We start from the raw sequence: 23,741 nt of genomic DNA, 5'->3' as shown, positions 1-23,741 counted from the left end.
CAATAGAACGAACAAAATAGCATTATATTTAATCACTTAGACAAATTCAAATTAAAAACTCGACTCAAAACTTGTCCCTAATATCAGGTCCACTCATCTTGCATCCAAATAGTCCATTATTGGAGGAAAAAACAAAAGATAACTCTAATGCACCTAAAGAGTTAGAACCAGCTAACCCACTTGTCTGAAAATCATAACTTACACTTATTTGATAAGTATGGTCATAATTTTTGAACTGTGTGCCTAAAATACCTATAAGCGCATTGGTATGGGTATTGAAGTCTATCCAATCTCTATTTCTATATTGAACACCTACAAAAAAACCTGTTTCAGATGGATTATATATCCAATAGCCTCCAATACTTAGGGTTTTCAACACTTGTTGCTGTTCATATTTTCCAGACAATAAAACGAATTGATTTTTTGCCAAGAAAGGATGGTAAAAATAAGAGTGAACAGTCAGCCTTTCTGGTCTAATGTTTTCTTGACTATCTTCCAATAAATTATCTTGGCTACGGATATTATCAAGCGAAACGCCTATATTGATATGTCCTTCCAACATATTGAATGAAACGACTCCTCCTACTCCCATGTCCCAAAAATTTTTCTGTAAATTTTCGGGAGTTGGAGCATTGGGTAATAAGCTGGGGTTGTAGCCCTACACAGGGTCTAACTGACCACTAAAAACCCAATCATCTGCGCTTAGAGACAGGTTGTTATTTCTCATTTTTAACCCCAAACTAGCAAAACGGAAAGGGGCATTAGGCGACACTCCTCTAAGAGCTATTCCAAGAAGAATACCTGACTGTAGCGTATTCGATGGTATGATTCCCTCTGTACCAAAGGTAATCAATGCACCTATACCATAACTAAAATCAACATCAGATACTTCATTTTTAGATTTTCTACAGTAACCAAAAGTGGTATTGAAGCCGAATTGTGAAAACCGAAATGGATGAATACCATTCCACTGTTCTCGATGTTGTAAACTTATATTTGTGCCCATTTCTGAAGCAACATAGCCAGCGTTCAAGTTCATTCTACTCATAAAATAGGTAAATTAATTACCCCCCTGCTGAAACCAGACTGTCGCCCTAAGCCATTGAAAGTCTTTTATTTACTCAAACGCTTGATAAATAAATTACGCCAAAAATGGAAGCAAACTATCTTCATTGTTAGAGGAGACACCCATTTTTGTAGCTCCGATTTTATGGATTGGGCGATGGGGGAAAATCATATCTACTTTAATTACGGGTTTAGCAGGTAATTCAGTGCTGCATAAAAAGAGTGAAATCACACGTGACAGTGCCAAAAGTTGGTATGACCAACACCAAAAAACCATTCAAAGATTTCATTCTTTCTCCTATCAAGCAGGTTCTTGGAAAAACCCTCAAAGAGTAATAGTCAAAGCAGAACATACTTCTAAAAGCATGAATGTTCGGGTACATTTCAAAAATCACAAAATGTTTATTATTAACTTTTTGTGAAGATTCCAATATCCTTCTGAATTCTTTAGGTTATATTCGCTGATATAGAGTATTCCTAAAATCATCAACAATAAGGCTAAGATAATTAAGCCCCATTGAGAGAGGGTGGGAACTTGTGGTGGAGGTGGGGGAGGCAAAAAACTTTGAAAGGTATTGTATTCCCCTGCTTCAAGTGTATAAGAATTTACTCCAATATTTGCGACTGGACAACAGCTACTGGACAATAAGTCACTCCATGAAATTCATCAGAACAAAAAGCATTGGTTTTATTTAGTAAAGTAGCGATAAAGGTGAAGGAATCACCCGCTACTAAACCCAAATCTGCCATAGAAATATCGCTGAATTCCCTTGTAGTACCACCTGAATTTACAGTAAGCGTTGCAACAAAAGTAAGATTATTGGTAGGGCTGAGTTGAAACAAACTTTGACTCCCATCTTGAATCACAATGGCATAATCAGGATTAAAGTCACTAGGAAACGTCAGGTCTGAACTTCCTCCTCCTGTGCCATTACCCGAAATAGCCGCACGTCCACCATCCGCTGCATCGGTCAAATCAGAAGTAGAAGTAATTCCACTGGCTGTTCCATCCACATCCATATAAATCACTATTGTATTTGGATCGGTCAATGCACTACCTCCATCCAATGCCATTGCCAAATTCCCCAAATCATCTGAGTCAAAATGCAAAGTAGTAGCACCCAAGATACCTCCAAAACCATCGCCACAAGCATTTGAAAACCCTGCATACTCACCACTATTCACCGTTCCATCATTGGTAGCGATTGTTGCAGCATTGTCCGTAATGGTAGTAATATTTGGAGTTTGGTCAAAACTATGGAAAGTATTGAAGTCTCCTGCTGCCAAACTAATAGGATTTGAACCAATATTTCCAGTATTTGCAGTGGACTGAGCCACTCCATGGAATTCATCGGAGCGAAAAGCATTGCTGCTGTTTAGATAAGTGGCAACATAGTTAAAGGATTGTCCTGGGCTTAATCCTATATTTGCCATCGTAAAACCGTCCATTTCCCATGCACCAGCAGCAGTATTTCCAGAGGGCGTAATTCCTAAATCCACAATGAAAGTATGCGAACCTCCATTGACCAGTTGCCACAGACCTGCAAAGGTTGCGTTGAATGCAATTGCATAATCAGCGTTGAAGCCACCTGCAAAAGTCAAATCAGAAGTTCCACTTGTTGTTCCTTGCCCAGAAATTGCTGCTCTAAGTGCATCCGCTACATCGTTAAAGCCACTTGTCGTATTAAATCCACTACCTGTGCCATCCACATCAATGTAAATCACCACAGCATCATTCAAATCACCTCCACCACTTGATAAGCCTACAGACAAATTTCCAGTATCGTCACTATCAAAATACAAAGTAGAGCTTGACCCAATTACATTGCCAAAACCGCTATTGATACCAGTTGAAGAACCGACATATTCTCCTCCATTGATAGTCCCGTCTTTTGTGGCAGTTCCTGCTGTATTGTCGGTAATCGTAGTAGGTCCTTGAGCAGAACAATTGAAGCTAAAAAAAAATAATAAGCAACATGCTAATAAAAAACAGTTTACGGTTTTAGATTTCATATTGAATTGTTTGTTTTAGTAAGATATTTTGTAGTCTAATTTTAAAAAATCATATTCAAACATAATTAAATATTTGTAATTGTAATGAATATGATATCTGTTGAGAAAAAACAGAAGTCAATAGCATAAAGTTAAAAATAATTCTATCACCTTTTAATTTAGTTCTGCACAAATTTACCTATTCAACCATATTTTTTAGTCATTGAAGGCTTCTTGAGTATTTACTAAAAAAGGCATAATTCCTGAACTTTTATTTTTACTTTACCCAGTTTACATAGAAGCATCATATGTTTTTTACCTCCACAATTGCCCCCTTATTGATACTCCCATAAATATGCGGATACCATTCATTACCCGTAGATAACTCGTACTTCAATTCATTTTCAAGTAGTTGTGGATCAATTTGCAACAGAAGTAGTTCTCTCACTTCCCTGAAATAACGTTCAATCACTGCTTCAATTTGTTCCGCTTTGCTGCAATGAATGAAACCTTCTTCCTTCAAACTAATATGTGTATAGACTTCTGAATCAGCTTGTCCATTCCAATCCTCGGGTGTTGTGATGTGGTAAATCATTGTCTTATCACTCATGTAGTTTATTTTAAATTTGTTGAATAATTATTGATGAAATTCCTCACCCTCACCTCGCTCTGCCCATAACTCACAATCGCTACTTCCAGAGGAACATCTGCAAACAATTGCAGTGCACGCTCTATGGCTGCAAAAATCCAAGAACTATCATTGCCAAAAACGCCTCCACCTACAAGGGTTAAAAAAACTTTATTGTTGCCCGTTTTCTCACAATTAAGCATTGCAGCCGCAAGGGTTGCTTCATAAGTTGCCTCCAAAACAATCTGAGCAAAATCTGCCCATAATGCTGAAGAATGAGCAGAATAGGCCACAGGTAAAGCAGAGCAATATGCCTGACTAACAAAGTGTTGGCAGCCTGCAATTGTCACTTGTGTATCCCATTGCAGCCCAATCCGCAAGGTACTTCTCAATTCGTCTAATTCTTTTGAGTTCATGGCTTGTATGTGTTTGGAAATTTCGATTAAGCCTTCTTTGGTTGCCAAAGCATAGCCATTTTGCATTGTCCACAAACGGTTGTCGTCATTTCCCAAGGCATTGCCCATGTCTTTGAGGCAGTCGATTTGATTGTGGGTAGTTTGACCGATTTGACCATTTACCGATGCGAAATAATTGCGGTAAATCGTTCCTGCTCCTGCTGCAATCGCACAAGCTGGCCCTTGAGTACGGTCGTACTCGTAGATTCCTACACCTGCTTCGGGTGAAACGGACGGGCTTACCATTTCTAACAAATTGAACTGAGAGGCAGCTTGAAACATTGCCCCTGCATTGGCGGAATCGATATGCAAAACCTGAACATTTCCAACGACTTCTTTTAAGGTCAAAACACCTTTAGGTACACTACAACTTTTCACCTTTTCTCTCAATTCAGCCAAGGTAGGAGTTTCGAGTCGGCCACATACATAGGTTTTGCCGTTTACTTTTGAAGTAAGGGAATTCCCTGATACTTGTAAATTTGCCCGCACTTGTTCGGGCGATTCTTCTTGAAATCCAGTTAAATCATTGAACCACATAATTTATTTATTTTACTTTATTATTTCTCACCCAATTTATTCCATCAACAAACAATTGAAATTGAAAGTTCTACATTGAGAAACAGTATATCAAAAAATAGCAAATAAAAATATTTTTTAATCATATATAAAGACATTTTCAATCAATTCGCATTTTTCCTCTCAAAAAATATTTTTTATTTTTCGTACTTTTGGTAACGCTTCTCTATTTTTTGAAGATACTAATATAGAACATGGCTATGAAAAACACTGTTATTGGCGATACACTTACCAATCAAACCATTATTGAAGGTTTTCGCAATGGCGACACTCGAATGATAATCAATGCTTACAAAATTGCTCGACCGAGGATTTATGCCTATGTATTGCGAAATACAGGTACAGAAAATGATGCGAAAGAATTGGTATGGGAATGTATGGAAGCTTTCAGAAAACGATGCCTTAAAGATACGAACTTTGAATTAGAAGTAGAGTTTGGTTTGTATATGTATGGCATTGGTCGCTATAAATGGATTGACAAAATGAAAGCAAATGCAAAGGTAGAAATCAGCACTAGTGTGACCGAAATAGTACATCATGCTGCGGATGATATTCAGCAACAACATGAAATCAGGGAAATGCTGGATTATGTGAAAACGTGTATGAAATCATTGCAACAAGGCTGTCAGGTATTGTTCAAACTCTATTGTTTTGACAATCTTCCACATGAAGAAATTGCTGCAAAATTGAACATTCAGGTTGGCAATTCTCGAAAACGCTTGTTGGATTGTCGAAAAAAACTGGCAATACTGTTGAAGCAAAACCCCAGTTTTCATTCATTTAAGAATGAAGCTTTGATTCACCAATTCGTATCAAAAGTGATGCGAAAATAAAACAGACAACCATTCAACAATTTATAAAGATATTGATTTGTTATGCTAACAATAGAAAAGGAATTGGAGGTAATGCGGCTTTACTTCAATGGAGAATTGAAGGGAAAATCATTGGTTGAATTTGAGCAGCAATTTCAGAAAGACCCAGATTTTAGACTGCGTGTTTTTAGAGAAAAAATGATATTTGAGGCGATGTATGGACTTACTATAACAAATTCATCTTCTTCTGCGGATGCCTATTCTTCAAACGCTTTGCTGCAAGCTAGGAATTTGGCGGATCAATTGGAGGAGGATTTATTTGAAGAGGATTTTTTGGAAGATTTTGAAGTAGATATTGACATCACTCCTACTTATTCATTGCAAGAACTTTTGGATTTTTTCAAACCTATTGAACATTTTGAAACAGCCAATAGAAGGAGTTCATCTGCTCAAGCCAATGGTTTGGACGATTTGGTTTTGACTCCAATGAATGAAATGGATTGCCGCAATTTTCGCTTGAATTTTCAATTGACCGAAGCTTTGCCTTTCGATTTGGAACTAACAATAATGAACAATCATGAGGAGATTTTGTACACCCAAATCATTGAAGCAAATACCTTGATTTTCAAAGCCTCTCTTTTCTTTTTACAGTCCAAAGCGGGTAAATATTATTGGCGATTGAAGGCAAATACGAGAGATAGAGTGATTCGCAAAAAATATATAAGTGTCGTCAGAAGTTTTTTTTTAAAAAAGCACCTGAATCCTTACCAAAGTCATTGAATATTATTCACGCACGTCTTAAAGATTGAAGCAAAAAGCCCCCAACATTTGCAAATGTTGGGAGCTTTTCATTTTCTAAAAACTGCTTGCAGTTATCATATCTATCTATTGAAGCCATCGGAAAACTTCGATGGATACAACTATTCACTGTTTCACAAACTTTCCTACAAACTTTCCCTGTGTATTGCTCATAGAAACAAAATAAATACCTTTGGGATAATCGTTTACCTCCAATGAATAGTTATCATTACCGATTGAAGTCGTTTTGTCGCTTATCTTTTGGCCATAGTTGTTGAATACCTCAATCAAATAATCTCCTGACTTTGAAGGCAAGTCAATGCGGATATTTTGGCTTGCCAAAGTAGGATAAATGTTCAATTTGCCAATGAGTCTATCTGCAATATCGGTGGGTTCTTCTTCCAAAATGGTGAAATTTCGAACAAACACTTTTTGAGTTTCTATATCAGTAATGGTGACGGTGTAATCACCTATTGGTAAATTTATTGCTTTATTGGAGGTCAAATTGGAGTCGTGTGACCATTGATAGGTGAGTTGTTCAAAAGTTTCGATGTGAATCTGACCTATAGATTGGTTTTTAATTGTGTTTTGAAGATAAAAAGTAAAAAGAGGATAAGGAGTTTCTTCTGTTGAATAATCTACTAAATAAAAACTTTTGAAAGCCTTGCACCCATTGGCATCTACTACTTTTACTCGGTGCGTATAATCAGGAGGCTGCGACATGAAAATATCGAAATAGCCTTTTAGGTTTTCTATTTTCATATCGCTACCCAAGTATTGTTCATTGAAGTCATACCATTCGATACTATAAGGCGGAGTGCCATTGGTGATGGTAAGTTCAATACTTCCATTTGATGGTCCCGAATCAGCAGGGTGCAATACTTCTGCTTCAATTTTAGGGCCATCAGTATCATTGATGCCAATGAAACGCATAGGACTACATTCGTAATTTCCTATAATCTGCTGCATATTTATTTGGAAGTGGTAAAATCCAGCAGACATATTGGTTAAATCTTTTTGGCTACCTACTCGTTTTATTGTGTTTTCAGAATAGTCATACCAAGCATACATGTCTTCCGTTTCGGCACACCCCCCTGTTCCACCGACATCCACCCAAATATTGCCATTCGCTGTATGACAATCGGCATTTTCGACTTCTGCAAATGCATACACTCCATAAGCAGGTTGAATCCACTTCAATTCCTCTACGTCAAAGCCCATTTCGTCCGCCCATTGCTGCAATTCTTCAAGAGGCATATCCTCAATATAGGCATTGTTCATCGTATTGGCAATCCAATGTGCTTGTTGCACCGCACCGCTTTCACGCATCAAATGCCCGACTGCACAAGCGGTATTGAAGTCGTCAATAAAATATGGAGTAATGGAAGCATGACGGGTATTTTTTGGAAACTGCTTTTGCAGTGCATATTTCTTCAGTACCTTCAATGCCTCTTTTCGGTTCTCTTTTTGAAGATTAGACAAATGACTGATGTCTTTCTCTTGAAGGTTTTGTTCTACCAACTGCAAATGCAATTGAATCAAGTCTTCATGTTCTGTGAATTGAATTTTTTGTTGCAGTAACTCTTTGAAGTCGGTTTGTTTCTCCCAGTATTTGTTGAGTTCACAGAGTTGTTCGTAAACCGTTGAAGGTTCACATATTGCAGTATTTGTAGCCATGAGCATACCGCTTGCGGCAAGAAGTAGGGAAAAGAGTAGGGTTTTCATTGTAGAGGTATTTTTTGAGTGATGAAAAAGGGTTGTCTTATATAAACGCTTTTTTTGCTGTAAATGCTGCTTATATGTTTTTTTGTTAAAGTGATTATTAAAATGAGCTTAGTCCTTCAACAACTTTTCGGTATAACTATTGAAGCCGTCCGAAACCTTCAATAGATAAACTCCAATGGGATAGCGGCTAACATCTATTTCCATTTTTTGAGTAAAATGCGTTTCTACCAATATTTGTCCTTGTGTATTGATTAGCTGCAATTGCAGTTCATTGCTTTGATTTTCAGGGGCTTCAATAACAAAGAGGTCTTTGGTGGGATTTGGGTAAATTTGGATTTGTGATAGCGTGTTTTGTGCTTCAATGTCGGTGAAAGTTAAGATTTCACAGTATTGGTCGTTGTTATGGTTTGTGTCAATTTTTTGATTGGGGATGCTGGTCCAGAAGCAGAGTTCATAAGAGGATTGGGTGAGTTTATTAGGAATAATGATATCCCCTAAAGCGAAGGTGTAAGTTTCATTTTCTTCAATCGTGATATTGTTTAGTTTTTCCATTATAGTAAAGGTACTCAAGCAGATATTCGAACAAGAATTATTAGACCTAAAATTAACTTGTATATTTTCAATGGGTTTTTCTCCAAAATTCCTAATTGTCAACTCAACATCTTTCAGTGCAATTTGGCTCAAATAAGGACCAAACCAACAACTTCCACCATCAAGCAAATCTGCCGAAGAAAAATTGAAGGCTTCAATACCTGCATCTACTGAATGGATATTCGGAGCAACGAAAGGAGAAACTACTTGGATAAAAGAAGAAGCTGTTCCTTTTGCCCCCGTCAAGCCCCAAAAAGAATCATAGTTAGATGAAAATGGATAGGGGGGAGAAAAATTTCCTCCAACAATTGCCATTAAATCACCACTGTATCCAATAGAAATAGGAACTAAAAGAGGATTATCTAAATAGAAGTCATTTACCAAAATCAAAGATTTCGCCTCTAATACAGCAACTCTAAATTGTCCTTGATGTCTGCCCAAAACGGCCAAAAGACCATAGGGAAGGAGTGATAGTTCAAGCATATCTTCAAACAAGAAATTTGTATTATGCGAATTTGTCACCTGTAGATTAGTATCTATTTGTAAAATATTGTTTTGAACTATTGCTACATACCCCTCATTGTCTGCAGAAGACGCAAGCCCCGAAACCCTGCCCTCCAATTCTTGATGTTGCAGCAAACTACCATCGTCTTTGCTATAAAGGTTCAAAAATTCTTTTCCACCTACTAAAAAATCTCCCTGCTTTGTGATTATCAAACTTTTTTTATGATAATCAGAAGAAACATTCAAAGAACTCGACCAGATGACATTCCCCTCAAAATCAATAATGGATAAAGTGCTTATCCCCAACAAAACAACCCGATTATTCGGTAACAAGGACATTGAAGTGGTATTATCGGTTACTGCACCTTCTTTATACCAAAGGGCTTCACCGTCTGAGTTCATTTGTAGAAGGTAGGTAGCTGGGCCTACATCACATAAACCAATCAAACCTCCGACCAGTATTTTTCCATCAGGCAATGCCAAAACAGTATTTACTGAGCCTATTTCCCATTGAGTCAGGTTATTGACTTGCCACAATAAATTTCCTTTCCCATCAAATTTGCTGATATACCCATCAAAATGGGGCCAATTATCCAGCGCAAAATTGCCATTCTGCCCACCTACAATCCAAGTGCTATCGTATTCAGAATAAGCAACATCATAAGCCGCCGAAAGAAAAAAATCCTGCCAACAGTGCTCAAAACTTTGCGCTTTTGTCTGAAAAATAATAGTTTGTGAGAATAGGCAAACAAAAATAAAAGTGTAAATGGAATGTTTCATAAGATGTTAAATTTAGGGTTGAGTAATTATCGAAATAACTATCAGTCTAAATTACAATTTTTTACAAAAAATTCCAAATACATTTTTGCAGCTTTATCGAATATTTTTGGGTAGGTGATTTTGGAGTAAATTTTATCTGTATCACCTGCAAATTCGGAATTAGATCATCGGATACCGCTCAAAAACAGCATTTTCATCAAACAATTTCCTATAAGTAGCATGTTGACGATACGGCTCACCCCCAATATTTTTGCACATATTGATCATCTTCACATTGTAATCTGCAATCCAAGTAAACTCCATGTCCTTGTAAGCGTCCTTGTGTTCCCCCTCTTGCACCGTATCCGAAGCAACTTTTATCAAAGCAGCAACCGCACCTCGACGTTGGTATTTCGGCACTACTCCAAACGACATTCCATACATCCGTTTGCAGTCCTTTGCGACCTTCAGTCGCCACATAAATTGCAGCTTTTGCCACCAACCAAATTTGCCATTGAAGTCTTTGAGAATTGAATTGATTTCGGGAAGATTGATAAACACTGCAATCGGGTCTTCTTTGTGGTAGCCAAAATACACAATTTTTTCGTCCAAAATCGGCTTCAAAGAGTTCATGATATTCATTGCAGCCTCGTCACTCAATGGCTCAAACTCTTCGTAAGCACCGCCCCAAGCTTGATTGTAAACCGTTGCAAAATCTTTGGCGTATTTGTCGAGTTTTCCTTTTTCGGCATAGCCAAAATGGTATTCATCGTTCTCCAATACCATGTTTGCCCAGCGAACTTCTTTTTCAGAAAGTGCGATACCCAGTTTTCGGTAAAAGGTGATTTGTTTGAAGTAAACTTCGAAGCCGTAATTTTCAAAAAGTTGCTGGTAATAAGGCGGATTGTAGTTTTGAAGGTAGGAAGTCGGGCTAAAATTTTCGACCAACAAGCCCCAAAATCTATCCCTTTCTCCAAAGTTAATCGGTCCATCCATGCCCTCTTTTCCTCTCGCTTCAATCCATTTTTTACAAGCATCAAACAATTGATTTGCCGCAGATTGATCGTTGATACATTCAAAAAAACCCATGCCTCCAACAGGAATATCGCTCCCGATTCCAGCTTTTGGGTCAATAAAAGCAGCAACTCTTCCGATTACCTCACCATTCTCTCGCTGCAATATCCACCGAATCACTTCGCCTCCATCTTCAAATTTTTTATTTTTTTGAGGATCAAACACCGCTTCAATATCAGGATTGAGAGGGCGAATATAGTTGTCTATATCTTTGTAAATCAAGTTGGGAAGGTCTAAAAAAGCCTTGACCGTTTGAGGGGAATTTACTTCAATGAGGTTCATTACTTCAGTTGTTAGGGAGGGATAAAATTAAGTAGTCAGCAAAGAATGATACAATTATTTGTTAACAAGAATGGCAATAACTTTGGTTCAAAAAACAAAGAGGCAATCCCAATCAACACGTTTTTTGAAATTACCTCTTTGCATTTGAGTTTGTAAATTGGATTTGAGATTTGCTTAACCTGCCACCAATTCGGTATCGTATTTACCTGCCTTCAATTTGTTGGCAACTGCTTCTAGCGCATCCAAAGTTGGGTAAATTTCTGCATCGGTATGAGCAGCCGTAGGAATCAATCGAAGCAACAACATACCTTTTGGAATCACAGGATACATCACCAAAGAACAGAAAATCTTGTAGTTTTCACGCAAGTCACCAATCAAGTTAGCCGCTTCAACGGGGCTTGCTTTGAGGTAAACAGGCGTAACAGGTGTATCGCAGTAGCCAATATCCAGACCACGTTCCATCAACCCATTTTGCAATTTGTGGACATTTTCCCACAATTTTTCTCTCAATTCAGGATGCTGCTGCATCAAGTGCAAACGCTTCAAAGTACCCTCCACATAAACCATTGGCAAGGTTTTGGCAAAAGCCTGAGAACGCATATTGTAGCGCAAATATTCAATCATTTGAGGATTATTGGTCGCAATAAAAGCACCAATTCCCGCCATAGATTTAGCAAAAGTAGAGAAGTACAAATCTACTCCGTCTTGACAACCTTGTAGTTCATCGGTTCCACCACCAGTTGGTCCCATTGCACCAAAACCGTGTGCATCATCAACCAATAGGGTAAAATCGTATTTCTCCTTCAATGCCACCATTTCTTTCAACTTGCCCTGAACACCTCTCATTCCAAAGACCCCCTCTGTAACTACCAAAATTCCACCGCCTGTTTTTTCGGTGATTTTTGCAGCTCTCTCCAAGTTTTTCTCAAAACTCTCCATGTCATTAAAGCGATACGCAAAACGTTTTCCTGCGTGAAGCCTTGCGCCGTCCACTATACAAGCGTGTCCTTCTGCATCATACACCAACACATCATGACGATCGAGCATACAGTCAATGATAGACATAATACCTTGATAGCCAAAATTCAAAAGGTAAGCCGCTTTTTTGTTAACCGCTGCTGCCAATTCTCTCTCCAACTGCTCATGTTGGTCTGTATGGCCAGACATGATTCTCGATCCCATTGGGTAAGAAAATCCCCATTTGGCTGCAATTTCGGTGTCGGCTTTCCGTACTTCAGGATGGTTTGCCAAACCCAAATAGCTGTTAATACTCCAAACAATTTTTTCGTCCCCTTGAAACTTCATTCTAGGGCCGATTTCGCCTGTTAACTTAGGAAAGGTATAATACCCAAATGCCTTTTCGGCTTCTGTTGCCAAAGGGCCTAAGTTTTGCAGTCGTCGTTCAAATAAATCCATAGCAAATATATATTAGTTGTTAGTAATTTAAGGTGAAAGCAATATGCTTTAAATATTTGAGGTAGAAGATGTTTATATAGGGATAAAAAATGGTTACAAAGTTACTATTTTTTGTAGAGATTAACAATTAATCGTGTTATTTTGGCTATCGCATTGTTCTACAAAATATTGATTTATAGATTATTATTGCGAAGTCAAATATTTGCAGTGTGGCATTTTGTTCATTTTTTGGGGCAAACAACTCAAGGGTGATTTAGGCCATCATTCCGCCATCTATTCGAATTGCATGACCAGTGATAAAACTCGCATCTTCACTGCAAAGCCAACCCACAGTTCTCGCCACTTCTTCGGCCTCTCCAAATCGTTTCATGGGAATGGTTTGTTTGATCAATTCGGTGATTTTTGGATCGCTCGAAATGTAGGAATCGCCCATCGGTGTTTTGATAACCGTTGGACAGATAGCATTGATGCGAATCCCATACTTAGCATATTCTACCGCAGCCGTTTTGGTCATTCCGACCACTGCATGTTTACTCGCCGCATAAGCACCCATCCTTGCAGCCGAACCAATTCCCGCCACCGAAGCAGTGTTGACAATACAGCCTTTTCGCTGTGCTTTCATCACCTTCAATGCCGCACGCATACAATAAAAAACGCCTGTCTGATTGATGGCAATGATTTGCTCCCAACTTTCATCGGTGATTTGGTCGAAAAAACATAGTTCTCCGCCAATGCCCGCATTGTTGACCATGATATCCAATTTGCCGAAATAATGCACACATTCTTGCACCAAACTTTTCACCTCTCTATCGTTGGCTACATTCGTTTGCACAAAAACAGCTTTGCCGCCCATCGCTTCAATAGCTGCTACAACCTTATTTCCATTCTCTACATGAATATCGGACACTATAACATTTGCTTCTTTTTCGGCAAAATACATGGCAGTTGCTTTTCCGATTCCCGAACCAGCTCCTGTGACAATTACAGATTGATTGTTAAATGATTGCATTTATCTCTATAGTCGTTTACCTCGCCAAAGCGAGTTCAATTTGATGAATATGATTTTGATTGTGAAGGGCAACTTTCTCAAACTCCTCCTTCAATGTTCTAAGCCCTGTTTCACTATGCACAAATTCATTGCTGCCCAAAGGTTCATAATATTCGTCTGCAAGGTAAATAATTGATTCTCGAACAGCACTGTAAATATTTTTGTTGATTGCTATTGGAAAATATTCATAATGCAGTTGTTTGGCCCAAGCTTCTTGGTCAAAGGCCCATATTACCTGTTTGGGGACTGCAATAATCCTTCTAATTCTGTCATACAACACTGTTTCTGCATCCGCCAAATGGTTAAGAATTTGCCGAATCGTCCACTTTCCTTCTCCATACGATTTTGACAATTCATCTTCGGACAAATTGAAGTAGTAGAGGGTAGTGGTTTTGGTATCTTGCAACAATGCAATTAGTTGTATTTTGTTCATTTATATCGTTTGAATAGATTTTCTGTTGAATAAGGTATTGAAGTCAAGAGCAATGAGCTTATCTTTGTAGATGTTTCTTCAAATAAAAAATCTCATGAGCAAAGAACAACCCAACAATCCCTTACATGGCGTAAAGTTAGCAGACATACTCGAATATTTGGTGTATGAATATGGCTGGGAAGCCTTGGGGGCAAGAATCAATATCCGATGTTTTACGCACGACCCTTCTATTAAATCCAGCCTCAAATTTTTGAGAAGAACACCGTGGGCAAGAACGAAAGTGGAGGATTTGTATCTCTATACCAAGGAGTTGACCAGTAAATAGTTGATTGGTAACTGGTGAATAAAAGTCCAGTTACCAACCAATCACCAGTTACCAATCACTAATACTTCAATCACTACCTTGTCACTCCGCCATCAATTGGCAAACAAATACCCGACACAAATCGAGCTTCTTCCGAAGCCAAGTACAAATAACCATAAGCAATGTCAATTGGTTCGGCAGCCATTCTCACAGGAATTTGTTGGATAAAACCCTTGCTAATCTCCTCTGGAATCGAAGCGGTCATCTCCGTCAGCGTATAGCCGGGCGCAATCGCATTGGCAGTGATTCCGTACTTGCCCAATTCAGTAGCCCAAGTTTTAGTCATGCCGATGATGCCTGCTTTTGCAGCCGCATAATTGGTTTGTCCATAATTGCCCCGCAAACCCGTAGTAGAAGAAGCCGAAACAATGCGTCCGTATTGATTTTGCTGCATATACGGCACAACGGCACGGGTGCAGTAAAACACACCACTCAAATTGACGTGAATAGAGGTCGCCCATTCATCATCACTCATTTTCAGTAGTGTTTTGTCTCTCAAAATACCTGCATTGTTGATCAAAATATCCAAGCGGCCATTTTCTTCAAAAACAGCCTTTGCAGCAGCTTCTACCTGTTCTTTGTCCGTCACCGATATTTTCTGAAAAGAAGCCTTGCCACCGTTTGCTTGAATTCCTTCGGCGGTTTCTTGTCCGACATCCAATAAATCCCAAATTACAACCGTTGCTCCTTCTTTGGCGAACAATTCGGCAATCGCTTTGCCAATACCTCTTGCACCACCTGTAACGATGGCGACTTTGTTTGCTAACCTCATGTTATTAACTTGATTTTTAAATTGTTGTGATTATTGTATTCGATAAAACTATTGCTTTTTTCATTTGTACCTAAGCATAGGCGTGTGTGAAAAAATAGAACAGAGCGATGATAAATGCGTGTAAAATTAACACAAAAGCATAGACTTGATTCCATTTATTGAAGACAGGAGGTGTATCGTCGTTGGTTTCTATTTCTGGGTTGTTTTGTGGTTCTGTTTGCATAATATTGTTTGTTTATTGTTTGTCATCTAAAAAAATATAACGATACGAAAAATCGTCTGTATTTCTATTCGCTTCCAGCGTATTGTAATATTGTTTGAAGGTTCGTTTTCTTGCTTTTGACCTATCTGTGTAATTGAGTTTGTACATTTCCAATGTTATCATTGCCCGTTCTTTGTCTTCTTGTGAAATAGCATCATCTTGTCGAACTTCAATATCGAAGGTTCTAAAATTGAAGGTAAAATAACGCTCAAATTCGTAAGCGATGTCATCGGGCTTCAATAGTTTTTCATCAAAATCATCTCCTTTTTCTTGGCAAAAATGACACGCTATGAATAAGTTTTCCCATTGATACGCCAACAAGGGATATTTGGATTTTGGGCGAATATCTTTTATCTACTTCCCAATAGAAATCAAATTCGCAAACAAGCGATACGCCCCAGGCACTCCCGCAGGCAATTCCCTAAACCAAGAATAGCCAGAATACACATAATAACCTTCACCGTATTTCGCCACCAACAAACCACCATCTAAAGGTTCTTCATCAGGGTCATTGCTCGACAAAATCGCTTCAAAATTTTCGTCCCACTCATTCGGAAAATACAAGCCACGCTCTTGCACCCAACCGTCAAAGTCGGCAGATGTAATTTTGTTGGGTGTATTCAAAACAGGATGCTCGGGCTTCAAAAAGCGCACTTCAGCTTCTTCAATCGCCACACGGTCACGAGACAATTTCAATGGATAAGGTGCAATATCTTCTGTCACCAAACGGTGACTCGTATTGTACTGCACCATCACCGTACCGCCCTCTTTCACATATTGCATCAATTCTTTGTTCTTAAACTTCAAGGCATCCACCGTATTGAAGGCACGAATCCCCACGATTACCGCATCGTATTGCGCCATTTTTTCGGCTTCTATATCCTTTTCCTCCAACAAAGTCACCTTGTAACCAATCTGCTCCAAACTTTCGGGAATCGCATCACCAGCCCCTACAATATAGCCAATTTTTTCGCCTTTTTTCTTCAAATCCACCCGAACAGCCTTTGAAGTAGCGGGCATCAAAATCGTTTGTGTAGGAATGTGGTCGTATTCCATCACAATCATTTCATCCGTAAATGCTTCATTTGTTCCTGACATTTTTGCTAGTGCGGTAATCTCTCCCACACTTTGATTTTTGGGTGGGATCAATTGAAATTCAAAGGTTCTTTCCTCGCCTTTTTGCTGCAAATCAAACTTAGCGGCTTCTGGCTGCAAGGTCCAACCTTGTGGGCGGGCAATGGTGATAACGCCTGCCGCATTTTCACGGCCAGCTTTCACCATTACTTTGATGGTCTGTGCTTCATCGTTTGGATATAAATACACCTTTTCAGTCAAAGCCACCGATACAGGCGGAATCACTTCAAAAGGTCGGTAGGTTTCACCTTTCACAGGGTCATTACTTTTGTAAACTACCTCCGTTTCGTACTCAAAAGGCGTACCTGCAATGTCCAATACAAACTTCACCCGAAACTGTCGAGGCGTATTCGGCAAGCCCCGCAGAGTCTGGTCGGGAACGCTGTACATACCCAAACTTGCGTCTTTGTTGAGCCAATAAGGAGAAGTTGAAGGCATATTTGCAGGAATTTTTAGCGTTTTTTTGAAGGAAACATCTTGGTTTTTCTCCAACTTAGTGTTTATGCTGCTATCCAAATTCATGGGTAAATATTGCACACTTTTCAGAGTCACAGGTGCATCCGAACGGTTGATGGCTTCCATGCTCAATTCAATTTCTTGCCCTTTCGTTGCCGAAAAATCGCTGGCGACGGCCTCCAAATACATCCCCAAACAGGCTTTGATCACCTCTTTGATGTCTTTTGATTTGACTTCACGCCAATAATTGTCCTCCAATTTTTCGATTAGCTTCAATGCTTCCAACAATTTTGGAACGCTTGTAGAAGGGTCGTTTGCATCAAAATTATCTCGCACTGAAGCTAAAATTTTGCCAATCGCATCACCGCCCTTCAATCGTGACCAACCTGTATTAATACCCGAAAGAGGGTCATTGTCGGTCGGTTTTTCGCCATCAATAAACTGCAAATATTCCGCCATCGAACCCCGTTCGCCTGTCGAACCAAAACCTTGACACTTATGCATACTGCGGGCTTCTGCTGCAATTTCGGTATTCGATTTTCCAAGCAATGGATAATACGCTCCCGCATCAAAACTCACCAAACCGCTTTTGTCTGCTTTATCAAATTCTTCACGACTGCCATAAAACCACCAAGAAGTATTGAAGAAAATCCGATGAGGTTGCCAAGTGTTCACATACTTCAATTGTTCGGGATAAGCCGTTTTGTCGCCCACCAAATCGAAGGCTTCAACGGATAAAATGGCTGAACCTGTGTGGTGTCCATGTGTTTTGCGATCGCCTTCATGGTTGAAGCGATTGATGACAATGTCGGGTCGAAACTTACGCATGGCCCACACAACATCGCCCAAGACTTCTTCTTTGTTCCAAGTCGCAAAGGTTTCTTCTGGATTTTTGGAATAGCCAAAGTCATTGGCTCGGCTAAACATTTGCTCACCACCATCCACGCCTCGAGCCTGCAATAGCTCATTGGTACGCAAAACACCCAACAATTCTCGGATTTCGGGGCCAATTAAATTTTGTCCTCCATCTCCTCTGGTCAAAGACAAATAAGCGGTTCGCAAACCTTTTTCGTTGGCAAAATAGGAGATAATCCTTTGATTTTCATCATCTGGATGAGCTGCAACGAATAAAGCTGTGCCAACTACATTGAGTTTTTTAAGGGCGTGTTGAATGTCGCTTGTCGTCCATTTTTTGGGAGCTTGTGCTTGTGTGGTGTTCCATTGAAGGGAAAAACCAATCAGACAAACAAGCATGAGTAGGGTTTGAATTGTATTTCGCATAAAGTCGGATATTTGATATTGTTAAACGGTTCACTCTTTACATTTGAAGGTGAGTGAATGTTTTATTCTTCGTCAAATATCTGAAATATTTGGGGGATTTGGACGTTTTTGCAGTAAATATGGGGAAAGGGTATAAGTATCATGAGTTTTTCAATAAGTGAAGAAACGAAAAGGAAATGAGTTAACCTCCACTTCAAAACCACTACAGCATTCACCAAACCCCGATAAGAATCCAAATTAGAAGCATTGATAAAAATCGTTTCTCCAATTTTCTCCTTTCCATAACTCGCATGAATATGTCCAAAAATAGGGTATTGAGGTTTGATTTGATCTACGAATAATTACATCCCCTTTCGGTAATTGCAGTTCTTCGTGGAGGCTGTGGGTATCAGAAATGATTACGAATTTCATATTTTTGATTATCAGTATTTTGCTTTAGAAATTCTTCGATTTTAACGGCCCACTTTTCGTCTAATTTTAGTCCTGTTTGAGTGATTTTTTTGCCATTCACTCCTAAAACTATGAGTTGATTGGGAAGCAGATAAATCGATTCAATTTCCTCTATTTCAATAGGTTTATCATCACATAATAAATCTAAATGCTTGTTTTCAATTTTTAATTTTCCATTTGAAAAATCCAATATGCCATTTGCTAAAACCAATCCTCCCATCACCAATCCAATATATGGAATAAAAATTAACTCAGTTGTTAAAACCAACCAAATCACAGCTCCCAGTATTACAATTGTTCCTAAAGTCAGTGAAGTAACTTTGTAATAAGTATCATTCTGAGTTGGATATCTTATCTCATTTGGATATTTTCCCTGCCGATAACGAATTTTGTCATAAACACCATACACAAGAACAATCCCCAAAAAAAACACAAAAAATACATTAGTAATGGGATTATCACTAAACAAAGAAGTAAAAAAACCTATCAGAATCAACAGTTTAATAAGGTTTTCTTTGTGTTTTCTTATTTTTCTCGTATTCATTTTTTAATCTGTTTGTCTTCCTAAAATTAGGATAAAATTTTACTTATTCCAATTTTCAGGTATCTAAAAAATTCCATTTTCTTCTTACATTGTAGCTCCAAAACAATTCATAAAATATGCCTACTACAAAAACTCCCAATCTCATCATTGGTGCGGGTCCCGCAGGATTAGCCGTTGCAGGGCGTTTGCGAAAAATGAATATTCCCTTTGAAGTCGTTGAGCAAAAAGATAAAATTGCTTGGTCTTGGACAAATCACTATGACCGCTTACACCTTCACACTGTCAAGCAATTATCGGCATTGCCGCACCTCCCTTTTCCAAAAGAATACCCAACCTATGTGCCTCGTTTAGATTTGGTAAAATATTATGAGACTTATGCCCAAACGTTTGACATCCAGCCTCACTTCAATACTTCGGTGACTTCTATTCGCCAAAAAGCCAACAATCATTGGTTGGTAGAAACCAATACGGAAAAGTCTTTTGAAGTCGAAAATGTGGTGATTGCTACGGGCATTAACCGCATTCCCAATTTTCCGACTTGGAAAGGTCAGAAAAGCTACCAAGGGCAGATTGTTCACAGCCGAAATTATAAAAATCCAGCTCCTTTTGCAGGTCAAAAAGTGTTGGTCGTGGGTATGGGCAATACAGGTGCGGAAGTGGCTCTGGATTTGAGTGAAAAGGGAATTGATACCTATATTTCGGTTCGCAGTCCGATTAACTTTGTTCCAAGAGATGTCAATGGGCGACCTGTTCAATTGACTGCCAAACAATTGGCGAAATTGCCTTTTGGTTTGGGGGATTGGTTGGGGATGCAGATTCGCAAGATAGTGATTGGCGATTTGACCAAGTACGGTATTCCCATGTCCAAAATGAACCCTACTGTTCAACTAACAACTACGGGGAAAACACCTGTGATTGACATTGGCACAGTAGCGCAGGTCAAAGCAGGTAAAATCAAAGTTCTGCCTGATATTGACTACTTTTATGAAACGGGTATCGCCTTCAAAAATGGAGAACGCCACGGTTTTAATGCTGTGATTGCTTGTACGGGCTATCGTTCGCAATTGGAGGATTTTTTGGAAACAACGGATGGTTTGTTGGACAAATATGATGTGCCTAAGCAAGTGGTTGGAATAGGTGATTTTGAAGGTTTGTATTTTGTAGGTTATGACAATTACAAATTGGGTGGTATTTTGGGAACGATTGTGACGGACTCGGAAACGGTGGCGGAGGCAATAAAAGGGTCGCAAAATGATTGACTTCAAAAAAATGACACCAAAAGTTAGTTTATGGGTACTATTTGTGTTGCTGGTTTCTTGTCAAACCTTATTATTCCTTCAATCCTGCACTATTGAAGAGGAAAGGATTTTTAAATTGAAGAACAAAGTCATTCCATTGGATAGCAAAGTAGTAAATTGCTGCAAAGCAAAAGAAGGCTATATTTGCCTTACGCAAAATAAAGGATTCCTCTGCTTGGATAATAATTTTAGACTTTGGACGAAATTTGTGTTTAGTGATTACAAATTTTGTATGGTATTGAACCAGTTACGATTAAACCAACCATTTAAGGCAGCATTATTTGGACTCTTGAAAATTACCCCATAAGTTCAAGAGTCCAAATAATGGTTTGAGTCACAAAAAACTAACTGTCAAATACTTGAAAACAAGCATTTTTCAAGTATTTGATAACTCTAAATCTGTCCAAAGTCTAAAAAATTACCCCATAAGTTCAAGAGTCCAAATAATGGTTTGAGTCACAAAAAACTAACTGTCAAATACTTGAAAACAAGCATTTTTCAAGTATTTGATAACTCTAAATCTGTCCAAAGTCTAAACAGATTGTAAACCAATGTTTACAACAAAAAAATAATCAAATGCCCCATCCAGAAATCAATATTCCTCATTCAGCAACCTTTTTTGCCCTTCAATAACATAACCTGTTTATCTTTGGTAAAAAAGCACAACAATGAAAAAAACTATCTTCACACTGATTGCTCTATTGGCTTCCTTTTCTGTTTTCGCCCAAAAAAACCTAAACGTCTATGTGTTCCTTGCCGAAGAATGCCCCATCAGTATTTACATGGCGCAACCCTTACGTATTGCGGTTGAACAGTTTGGAGAAAACGCTACATTCTATGCCGTTTTTCCTTCCGCCAAAAGTACACAAGCAACAGCTTCCCAATTTTTGCAGAAATACGAATTACCACAATTTGAGGTAAAACTGGACATAGACCAATCTTTCGCTGCAAAATTGGGCGCAACCATCACTCCCGAAGTAGCCATTACCGACAGTCAAACAAAAGATCTTTTATATCGAGGAAGAATCAGCAATGCCTATGCAGCTTTGGGCAGAATGAGGCACGGACAACGCATCAACGATTTGGTGAACATGCTGACCCGCATCACCCAAGGAGAAAAAATCACTCCCCCCTGGCTTCCCGCCATTGGATGCTTCATCACCTTCAATCAATAACCTTCCCAAAAAACACCCCCCTTTTGCATACTTTCCACCTTTGCGAGAGAAAAAACACCCGATCCATGTCAAAATCAACCTTTCCCCTCATTCTATTCTTACTGATGCTCACCTTCAATACCTACGCACAAACACAGAACTCCATCAACTATCACCAGCACATTGCTCCCATCCTTCAATTGAAGTGCGTACCCTGCCACCAAACTAACCAAATCGGTCCCATGTCTTTGAGTAACTACAAGGAAGTAGCAGCATACGGCAAAATGATTGCCCATGTTACCCAAATCGGTTTAATGCCCCCTTTTTTGGCAGACGAACCCACCAAACCACATACCTTCAAAGGCGACAAACGACTATCGCAAGAAGAAATCAACAAGATTCAATCATGGATGCAACAAGGTTTTTTGGAGGGTGAAGCCAATCAAAAAAAACAACCATTCCCAAAACCTCTTTCATTAAGTGAACCAGATGCGGTCATATCTATATCCGAAGCCTTTGAACAATACGGTGTGTATTACGACCAATACCGAGTTTTCGCTTTACCAACCAATTTTGAAGAAGATAAATGGGTGAGTGCCATAGAATTTGTAGCAGGAAATCCGAAAATTGTACGCCATGCCACTATTTCGGTTGATACTTCAAATCAGGTAAAAGTATGGGATGATTGGGACCCGCAATATGGTTATTTCAGTTTTGGAACCCCGGGATTTGTACCTACTGAAAGCCTTTGGTATTCGTGGAATCCATCACAATCTTACAGTCAATTCCCTGCAAATCAAGCCAAATTTCTACCCAAAAACGCCACCTTACTCCTCCACATTCACTATGGTCCAACAGGCGTTCCCCAAAAAGATTCCTCTGCCATCCGATTGAAGTTTTCGCCCAAGCCCACACCACAAACGATTCAAACTGCCCCACTCATCCACCCCTTCAATATGACCAACGATACATTTTTGATTGCAGCAAATGAAAGAACACGTTACCACGCCAAATTCACTGTGCCTTTCGATATAGAACTCTTTGGACTTTATCCACAAGCGCATTATTTGGGACGCAAATGGGAAATTTTTGCAGTCGCCCCCAATAATAGAGAGGCAGAAGTATTGTTAAAAATCAAAGATTGGGATTTTCATTGGAAGCAGTTTTTTGAGTACCAAGCTCCCAAAATATTGAAGAAAGGAACCGTCATTCATGCCCTTGCAGAATACGACAATACACTCGAAAACCTCGCAAATCCCAACGACCCACCTCGAACCATGCTTTGGGGAAAACGTATGTATGAAGAATTGTTTTTGGTTTATTTTTCTTTTAACCCTCATACAAATCCGACTATGAACACATCTAAATTTTACCTTTTGCCTACTGCTACCAATATTATCCACTCCGATTTTGAAGTTCAAATTGAAGCAAAAAAAAGTATTGAAAATCTTACCTTTGAAATTATTGATTTTGAAGGAAATACTGTTTTGCAGTTCTTTGAAAATAAAAGCTTCAAGAAAGGAAAACATAAACTACAAATAGATTTAAAGAAATTGAAGTACGGCAATTATTATTTTCATTTGCAGAACGAAAAAGTTGAAGAAAATCGAATATTTGCTTATTTCCCGAAAGGATTTTTTGAATAAATTAAAACTTTGCGAGACCTCCAAACCTCTTTGCGTACTTAGCGACTTTGCGAGACCTCCAAACCTCTTTGCCGTACTTAACGACTTTGCGAGACCTCCAAACCTCTTTGCCGTACTTAACGACTTTGCGAGACCTCCAAACCTCTTTGCGTACTTAACGACTTTGCGAGACCTCCAAACCTCTTTGCCGTACTTAACGACTTTGCGAGACCTCCAAACCTC

Annotated in this window: 22 protein-coding genes and 1 pseudogene; 8 read left to right on the top strand and 15 right to left on the bottom strand. The window is 38.9% G+C overall.

The features are described 5' to 3' along the window. Positions 1 to 64: 64 nt before the first annotated feature. A pseudogene (locus R3E32_27185) lies at positions 65 to 1,048 on the bottom strand (type IX secretion system membrane protein PorP/SprF). Between the two features lie 124 nt (positions 1,049 to 1,172). Between R3E32_27185 and R3E32_27180 the strand changes: the two are divergent. After that, positions 1,173 to 1,487, top strand: a complete 315-nt coding sequence (locus R3E32_27180; GenBank protein MEZ4888441.1) for a transposase — start codon at positions 1,173 to 1,175, stop codon at positions 1,485 to 1,487. Positions 1,488 to 1,671: 184 nt separating this feature from the next. Here R3E32_27180 and R3E32_27175 read toward each other — a convergent pair whose 3' ends face one another. From R3E32_27175 to R3E32_27165, 3 genes are all read right to left on the bottom strand, one after another. Next, positions 1,672 to 3,078, bottom strand: a complete 1,407-nt coding sequence (locus tag R3E32_27175) for a hypothetical protein (GenBank protein ID MEZ4888440.1) — start codon at positions 3,076 to 3,078, stop codon at positions 1,672 to 1,674. Positions 3,079 to 3,361: 283 nt separating this feature from the next. After that, positions 3,362 to 3,667, bottom strand: coding sequence for a DUF952 domain-containing protein (locus R3E32_27170; protein MEZ4888439.1), 306 nt, complete (start codon positions 3,665 to 3,667; stop codon positions 3,362 to 3,364). A gap of 5 nt (positions 3,668 to 3,672) precedes the next feature. Beyond that, positions 3,673 to 4,677, bottom strand: coding sequence for a hypothetical protein (locus R3E32_27165; GenBank protein ID MEZ4888438.1), 1,005 nt, complete (start codon positions 4,675 to 4,677; stop codon positions 3,673 to 3,675). Between the two features lie 239 nt (positions 4,678 to 4,916). On the opposite strand from R3E32_27165, the gene R3E32_27160 reads away from it, so the two are divergent. Continuing rightward, the gene (locus tag R3E32_27160) at positions 4,917 to 5,549 is read left to right on the top strand and encodes an RNA polymerase sigma factor (protein MEZ4888437.1); all 633 of its coding nucleotides are present in this window, start codon (positions 4,917 to 4,919) and stop codon (positions 5,547 to 5,549) included. Between the two features lie 42 nt (positions 5,550 to 5,591). Then, on the top strand, positions 5,592 to 6,308 hold the full coding sequence (locus tag R3E32_27155; GenBank protein ID MEZ4888436.1) for a hypothetical protein: 717 nt from the start codon (positions 5,592 to 5,594) through the stop codon (positions 6,306 to 6,308). 144 nt (positions 6,309 to 6,452) lie between these two features. Here R3E32_27155 and R3E32_27150 read toward each other — a convergent pair whose 3' ends face one another. The 6 genes from R3E32_27150 to R3E32_27125 form a co-directional block, all read right to left on the bottom strand. Further along, positions 6,453 to 8,051, bottom strand: a complete 1,599-nt coding sequence (locus R3E32_27150; protein ID MEZ4888435.1) for a T9SS type A sorting domain-containing protein — start codon at positions 8,049 to 8,051, stop codon at positions 6,453 to 6,455. Between the two features lie 108 nt (positions 8,052 to 8,159). Continuing rightward, the gene (locus tag R3E32_27145) at positions 8,160 to 9,926 is read right to left on the bottom strand and encodes a T9SS type A sorting domain-containing protein (protein MEZ4888434.1); all 1,767 of its coding nucleotides are present in this window, start codon (positions 9,924 to 9,926) and stop codon (positions 8,160 to 8,162) included. A gap of 159 nt (positions 9,927 to 10,085) precedes the next feature. Beyond that, positions 10,086 to 11,261, bottom strand: a complete 1,176-nt coding sequence (locus tag R3E32_27140) for a hypothetical protein (GenBank protein ID MEZ4888433.1) — start codon at positions 11,259 to 11,261, stop codon at positions 10,086 to 10,088. Between the two features lie 174 nt (positions 11,262 to 11,435). Further along, positions 11,436 to 12,677 (bottom strand): aminotransferase class I/II-fold pyridoxal phosphate-dependent enzyme, encoded by a 1,242-nt coding sequence (locus tag R3E32_27135; protein ID MEZ4888432.1) that lies wholly within the window; start codon positions 12,675 to 12,677, stop codon positions 11,436 to 11,438. Positions 12,678 to 12,930: 253 nt separating this feature from the next. Further along, positions 12,931 to 13,686 carry a glucose 1-dehydrogenase gene (locus tag R3E32_27130; GenBank protein MEZ4888431.1) on the bottom strand — a complete coding sequence of 252 codons (756 nt, stop codon included), beginning with the start codon at positions 13,684 to 13,686 and terminating at the stop codon, positions 12,931 to 12,933. 16 nt (positions 13,687 to 13,702) lie between these two features. Further along, entirely contained in the window at positions 13,703 to 14,158 is a 456-nt protein-coding gene (locus R3E32_27125) for a DinB family protein (GenBank protein ID MEZ4888430.1), read from the bottom strand. 94 nt (positions 14,159 to 14,252) lie between these two features. Here R3E32_27125 and R3E32_27120 point away from each other — a divergent pair, with 94 nt between their 5' ends. Beyond that, on the top strand, positions 14,253 to 14,483 hold the full coding sequence (locus R3E32_27120) for a VF530 family protein (GenBank protein MEZ4888429.1): 231 nt from the start codon (positions 14,253 to 14,255) through the stop codon (positions 14,481 to 14,483). A gap of 73 nt (positions 14,484 to 14,556) precedes the next feature. Here the strand turns inward: R3E32_27120 and fabG are convergent, their stop codons facing one another. From fabG to R3E32_27095, 5 genes are all read right to left on the bottom strand, one after another. Next, positions 14,557 to 15,294 carry a 3-oxoacyl-ACP reductase FabG gene (gene fabG, locus R3E32_27115; GenBank protein ID MEZ4888428.1) on the bottom strand — a complete coding sequence of 246 codons (738 nt, stop codon included), beginning with the start codon at positions 15,292 to 15,294 and terminating at the stop codon, positions 14,557 to 14,559. Positions 15,295 to 15,364: 70 nt separating this feature from the next. Further along, a complete protein-coding gene (locus R3E32_27110; GenBank protein MEZ4888427.1) occupies positions 15,365 to 15,517 on the bottom strand; it encodes a hypothetical protein in 153 nt (50 codons plus the stop codon). 12 nt (positions 15,518 to 15,529) lie between these two features. Further along, positions 15,530 to 15,874, bottom strand: a complete 345-nt coding sequence (locus tag R3E32_27105; GenBank protein ID MEZ4888426.1) for a hypothetical protein — start codon at positions 15,872 to 15,874, stop codon at positions 15,530 to 15,532. A 36-nt stretch (positions 15,875 to 15,910) separates the two neighbouring features. Continuing rightward, entirely contained in the window at positions 15,911 to 18,427 is a 2,517-nt protein-coding gene (locus R3E32_27100) for a PIG-L family deacetylase (GenBank protein ID MEZ4888425.1), read from the bottom strand. Positions 18,428 to 18,815: 388 nt separating this feature from the next. Continuing rightward, positions 18,816 to 19,421, bottom strand: a complete 606-nt coding sequence (locus R3E32_27095; protein MEZ4888424.1) for a hypothetical protein — start codon at positions 19,419 to 19,421, stop codon at positions 18,816 to 18,818. Positions 19,422 to 19,537: 116 nt separating this feature from the next. On the opposite strand from R3E32_27095, the gene R3E32_27090 reads away from it, so the two are divergent. The 4 genes from R3E32_27090 to R3E32_27075 all read left to right on the top strand — a co-directional run bounded on the left by R3E32_27090 (position 19,538) and on the right by R3E32_27075 (position 23,519). Continuing rightward, positions 19,538 to 20,680 (top strand): NAD(P)/FAD-dependent oxidoreductase, encoded by a 1,143-nt coding sequence (locus R3E32_27090; protein MEZ4888423.1) that lies wholly within the window; start codon positions 19,538 to 19,540, stop codon positions 20,678 to 20,680. Continuing rightward, complete coding sequence (locus R3E32_27085; GenBank protein MEZ4888422.1) at positions 20,673 to 21,026, top strand: hypothetical protein; 354 nt, start codon at positions 20,673 to 20,675, stop codon at positions 21,024 to 21,026. Before R3E32_27090 ends, R3E32_27085 begins: the two co-directional genes overlap by 8 nt. 361 nt (positions 21,027 to 21,387) lie before the next feature. Continuing rightward, the gene (locus R3E32_27080) at positions 21,388 to 21,894 is read left to right on the top strand and encodes a hypothetical protein (GenBank protein ID MEZ4888421.1); all 507 of its coding nucleotides are present in this window, start codon (positions 21,388 to 21,390) and stop codon (positions 21,892 to 21,894) included. Positions 21,895 to 21,959: 65 nt separating this feature from the next. Further along, positions 21,960 to 23,519 (top strand): hypothetical protein, encoded by a 1,560-nt coding sequence (locus R3E32_27075; GenBank protein MEZ4888420.1) that lies wholly within the window; start codon positions 21,960 to 21,962, stop codon positions 23,517 to 23,519. Positions 23,520 to 23,741: the final 222 nt, after the last annotated feature.

It is taken from the genome of Chitinophagales bacterium (assembly GCA_041392475.1).
Taxonomy (GTDB): domain Bacteria; phylum Bacteroidota; class Bacteroidia; order Chitinophagales; family UBA2359; genus JAUHXA01.
This window is presented reverse-complemented; position numbering and strand designations above follow the sequence as displayed.

Bases quoted from the DNA above. Each gene is read 5' to 3' on its own strand.
- R3E32_27165 (MEZ4888438.1), bottom strand. From the start codon at position 4,677: ATGTGGTTCAATGATTTAACTGGATTTCAAGAAGAATCGCCCGAACAA.
- R3E32_27095 (MEZ4888424.1), bottom strand. From the start codon at position 19,421: ATGAATACGAGAAAAATAAGAAAACACAAAGAAAACCTTATTAAACTG.
- R3E32_27140 (MEZ4888433.1), bottom strand. From the start codon at position 11,261: ATGAACCTCATTGAAGTAAATTCCCCTCAAACGGTCAAGGCTTTTTTA.
- R3E32_27085 (MEZ4888422.1), top strand. From the start codon at position 20,673: ATGATTGACTTCAAAAAAATGACACCAAAAGTTAGTTTATGGGTACTA.
- R3E32_27100 (MEZ4888425.1), bottom strand. From the start codon at position 18,427: ATGCGAAATACAATTCAAACCCTACTCATGCTTGTTTGTCTGATTGGT.
- R3E32_27080 (MEZ4888421.1), top strand. From the start codon at position 21,388: ATGAAAAAAACTATCTTCACACTGATTGCTCTATTGGCTTCCTTTTCT.
- R3E32_27075 (MEZ4888420.1), top strand. From the start codon at position 21,960: ATGTCAAAATCAACCTTTCCCCTCATTCTATTCTTACTGATGCTCACC.
- R3E32_27135 (MEZ4888432.1), bottom strand. From the start codon at position 12,677: ATGGATTTATTTGAACGACGACTGCAAAACTTAGGCCCTTTGGCAACA.
- R3E32_27110 (MEZ4888427.1), bottom strand. From the start codon at position 15,517: ATGCAAACAGAACCACAAAACAACCCAGAAATAGAAACCAACGACGAT.
- R3E32_27120 (MEZ4888429.1), top strand. From the start codon at position 14,253: ATGAGCAAAGAACAACCCAACAATCCCTTACATGGCGTAAAGTTAGCA.
- R3E32_27160 (MEZ4888437.1), top strand. From the start codon at position 4,917: ATGAAAAACACTGTTATTGGCGATACACTTACCAATCAAACCATTATT.
- R3E32_27125 (MEZ4888430.1), bottom strand. From the start codon at position 14,158: ATGAACAAAATACAACTAATTGCATTGTTGCAAGATACCAAAACCACT.
- R3E32_27145 (MEZ4888434.1), bottom strand. From the start codon at position 9,926: ATGAAACATTCCATTTACACTTTTATTTTTGTTTGCCTATTCTCACAA.
- fabG (MEZ4888428.1), bottom strand. From the start codon at position 15,294: ATGAGGTTAGCAAACAAAGTCGCCATCGTTACAGGTGGTGCAAGAGGT.
- R3E32_27175 (MEZ4888440.1), bottom strand. From the start codon at position 3,078: ATGAAATCTAAAACCGTAAACTGTTTTTTATTAGCATGTTGCTTATTA.
- R3E32_27170 (MEZ4888439.1), bottom strand. From the start codon at position 3,667: ATGAGTGATAAGACAATGATTTACCACATCACAACACCCGAGGATTGG.
- R3E32_27130 (MEZ4888431.1), bottom strand. From the start codon at position 13,686: ATGCAATCATTTAACAATCAATCTGTAATTGTCACAGGAGCTGGTTCG.
- R3E32_27155 (MEZ4888436.1), top strand. From the start codon at position 5,592: ATGCTAACAATAGAAAAGGAATTGGAGGTAATGCGGCTTTACTTCAAT.
- R3E32_27090 (MEZ4888423.1), top strand. From the start codon at position 19,538: ATGCCTACTACAAAAACTCCCAATCTCATCATTGGTGCGGGTCCCGCA.
- R3E32_27150 (MEZ4888435.1), bottom strand. From the start codon at position 8,051: ATGAAAACCCTACTCTTTTCCCTACTTCTTGCCGCAAGCGGTATGCTC.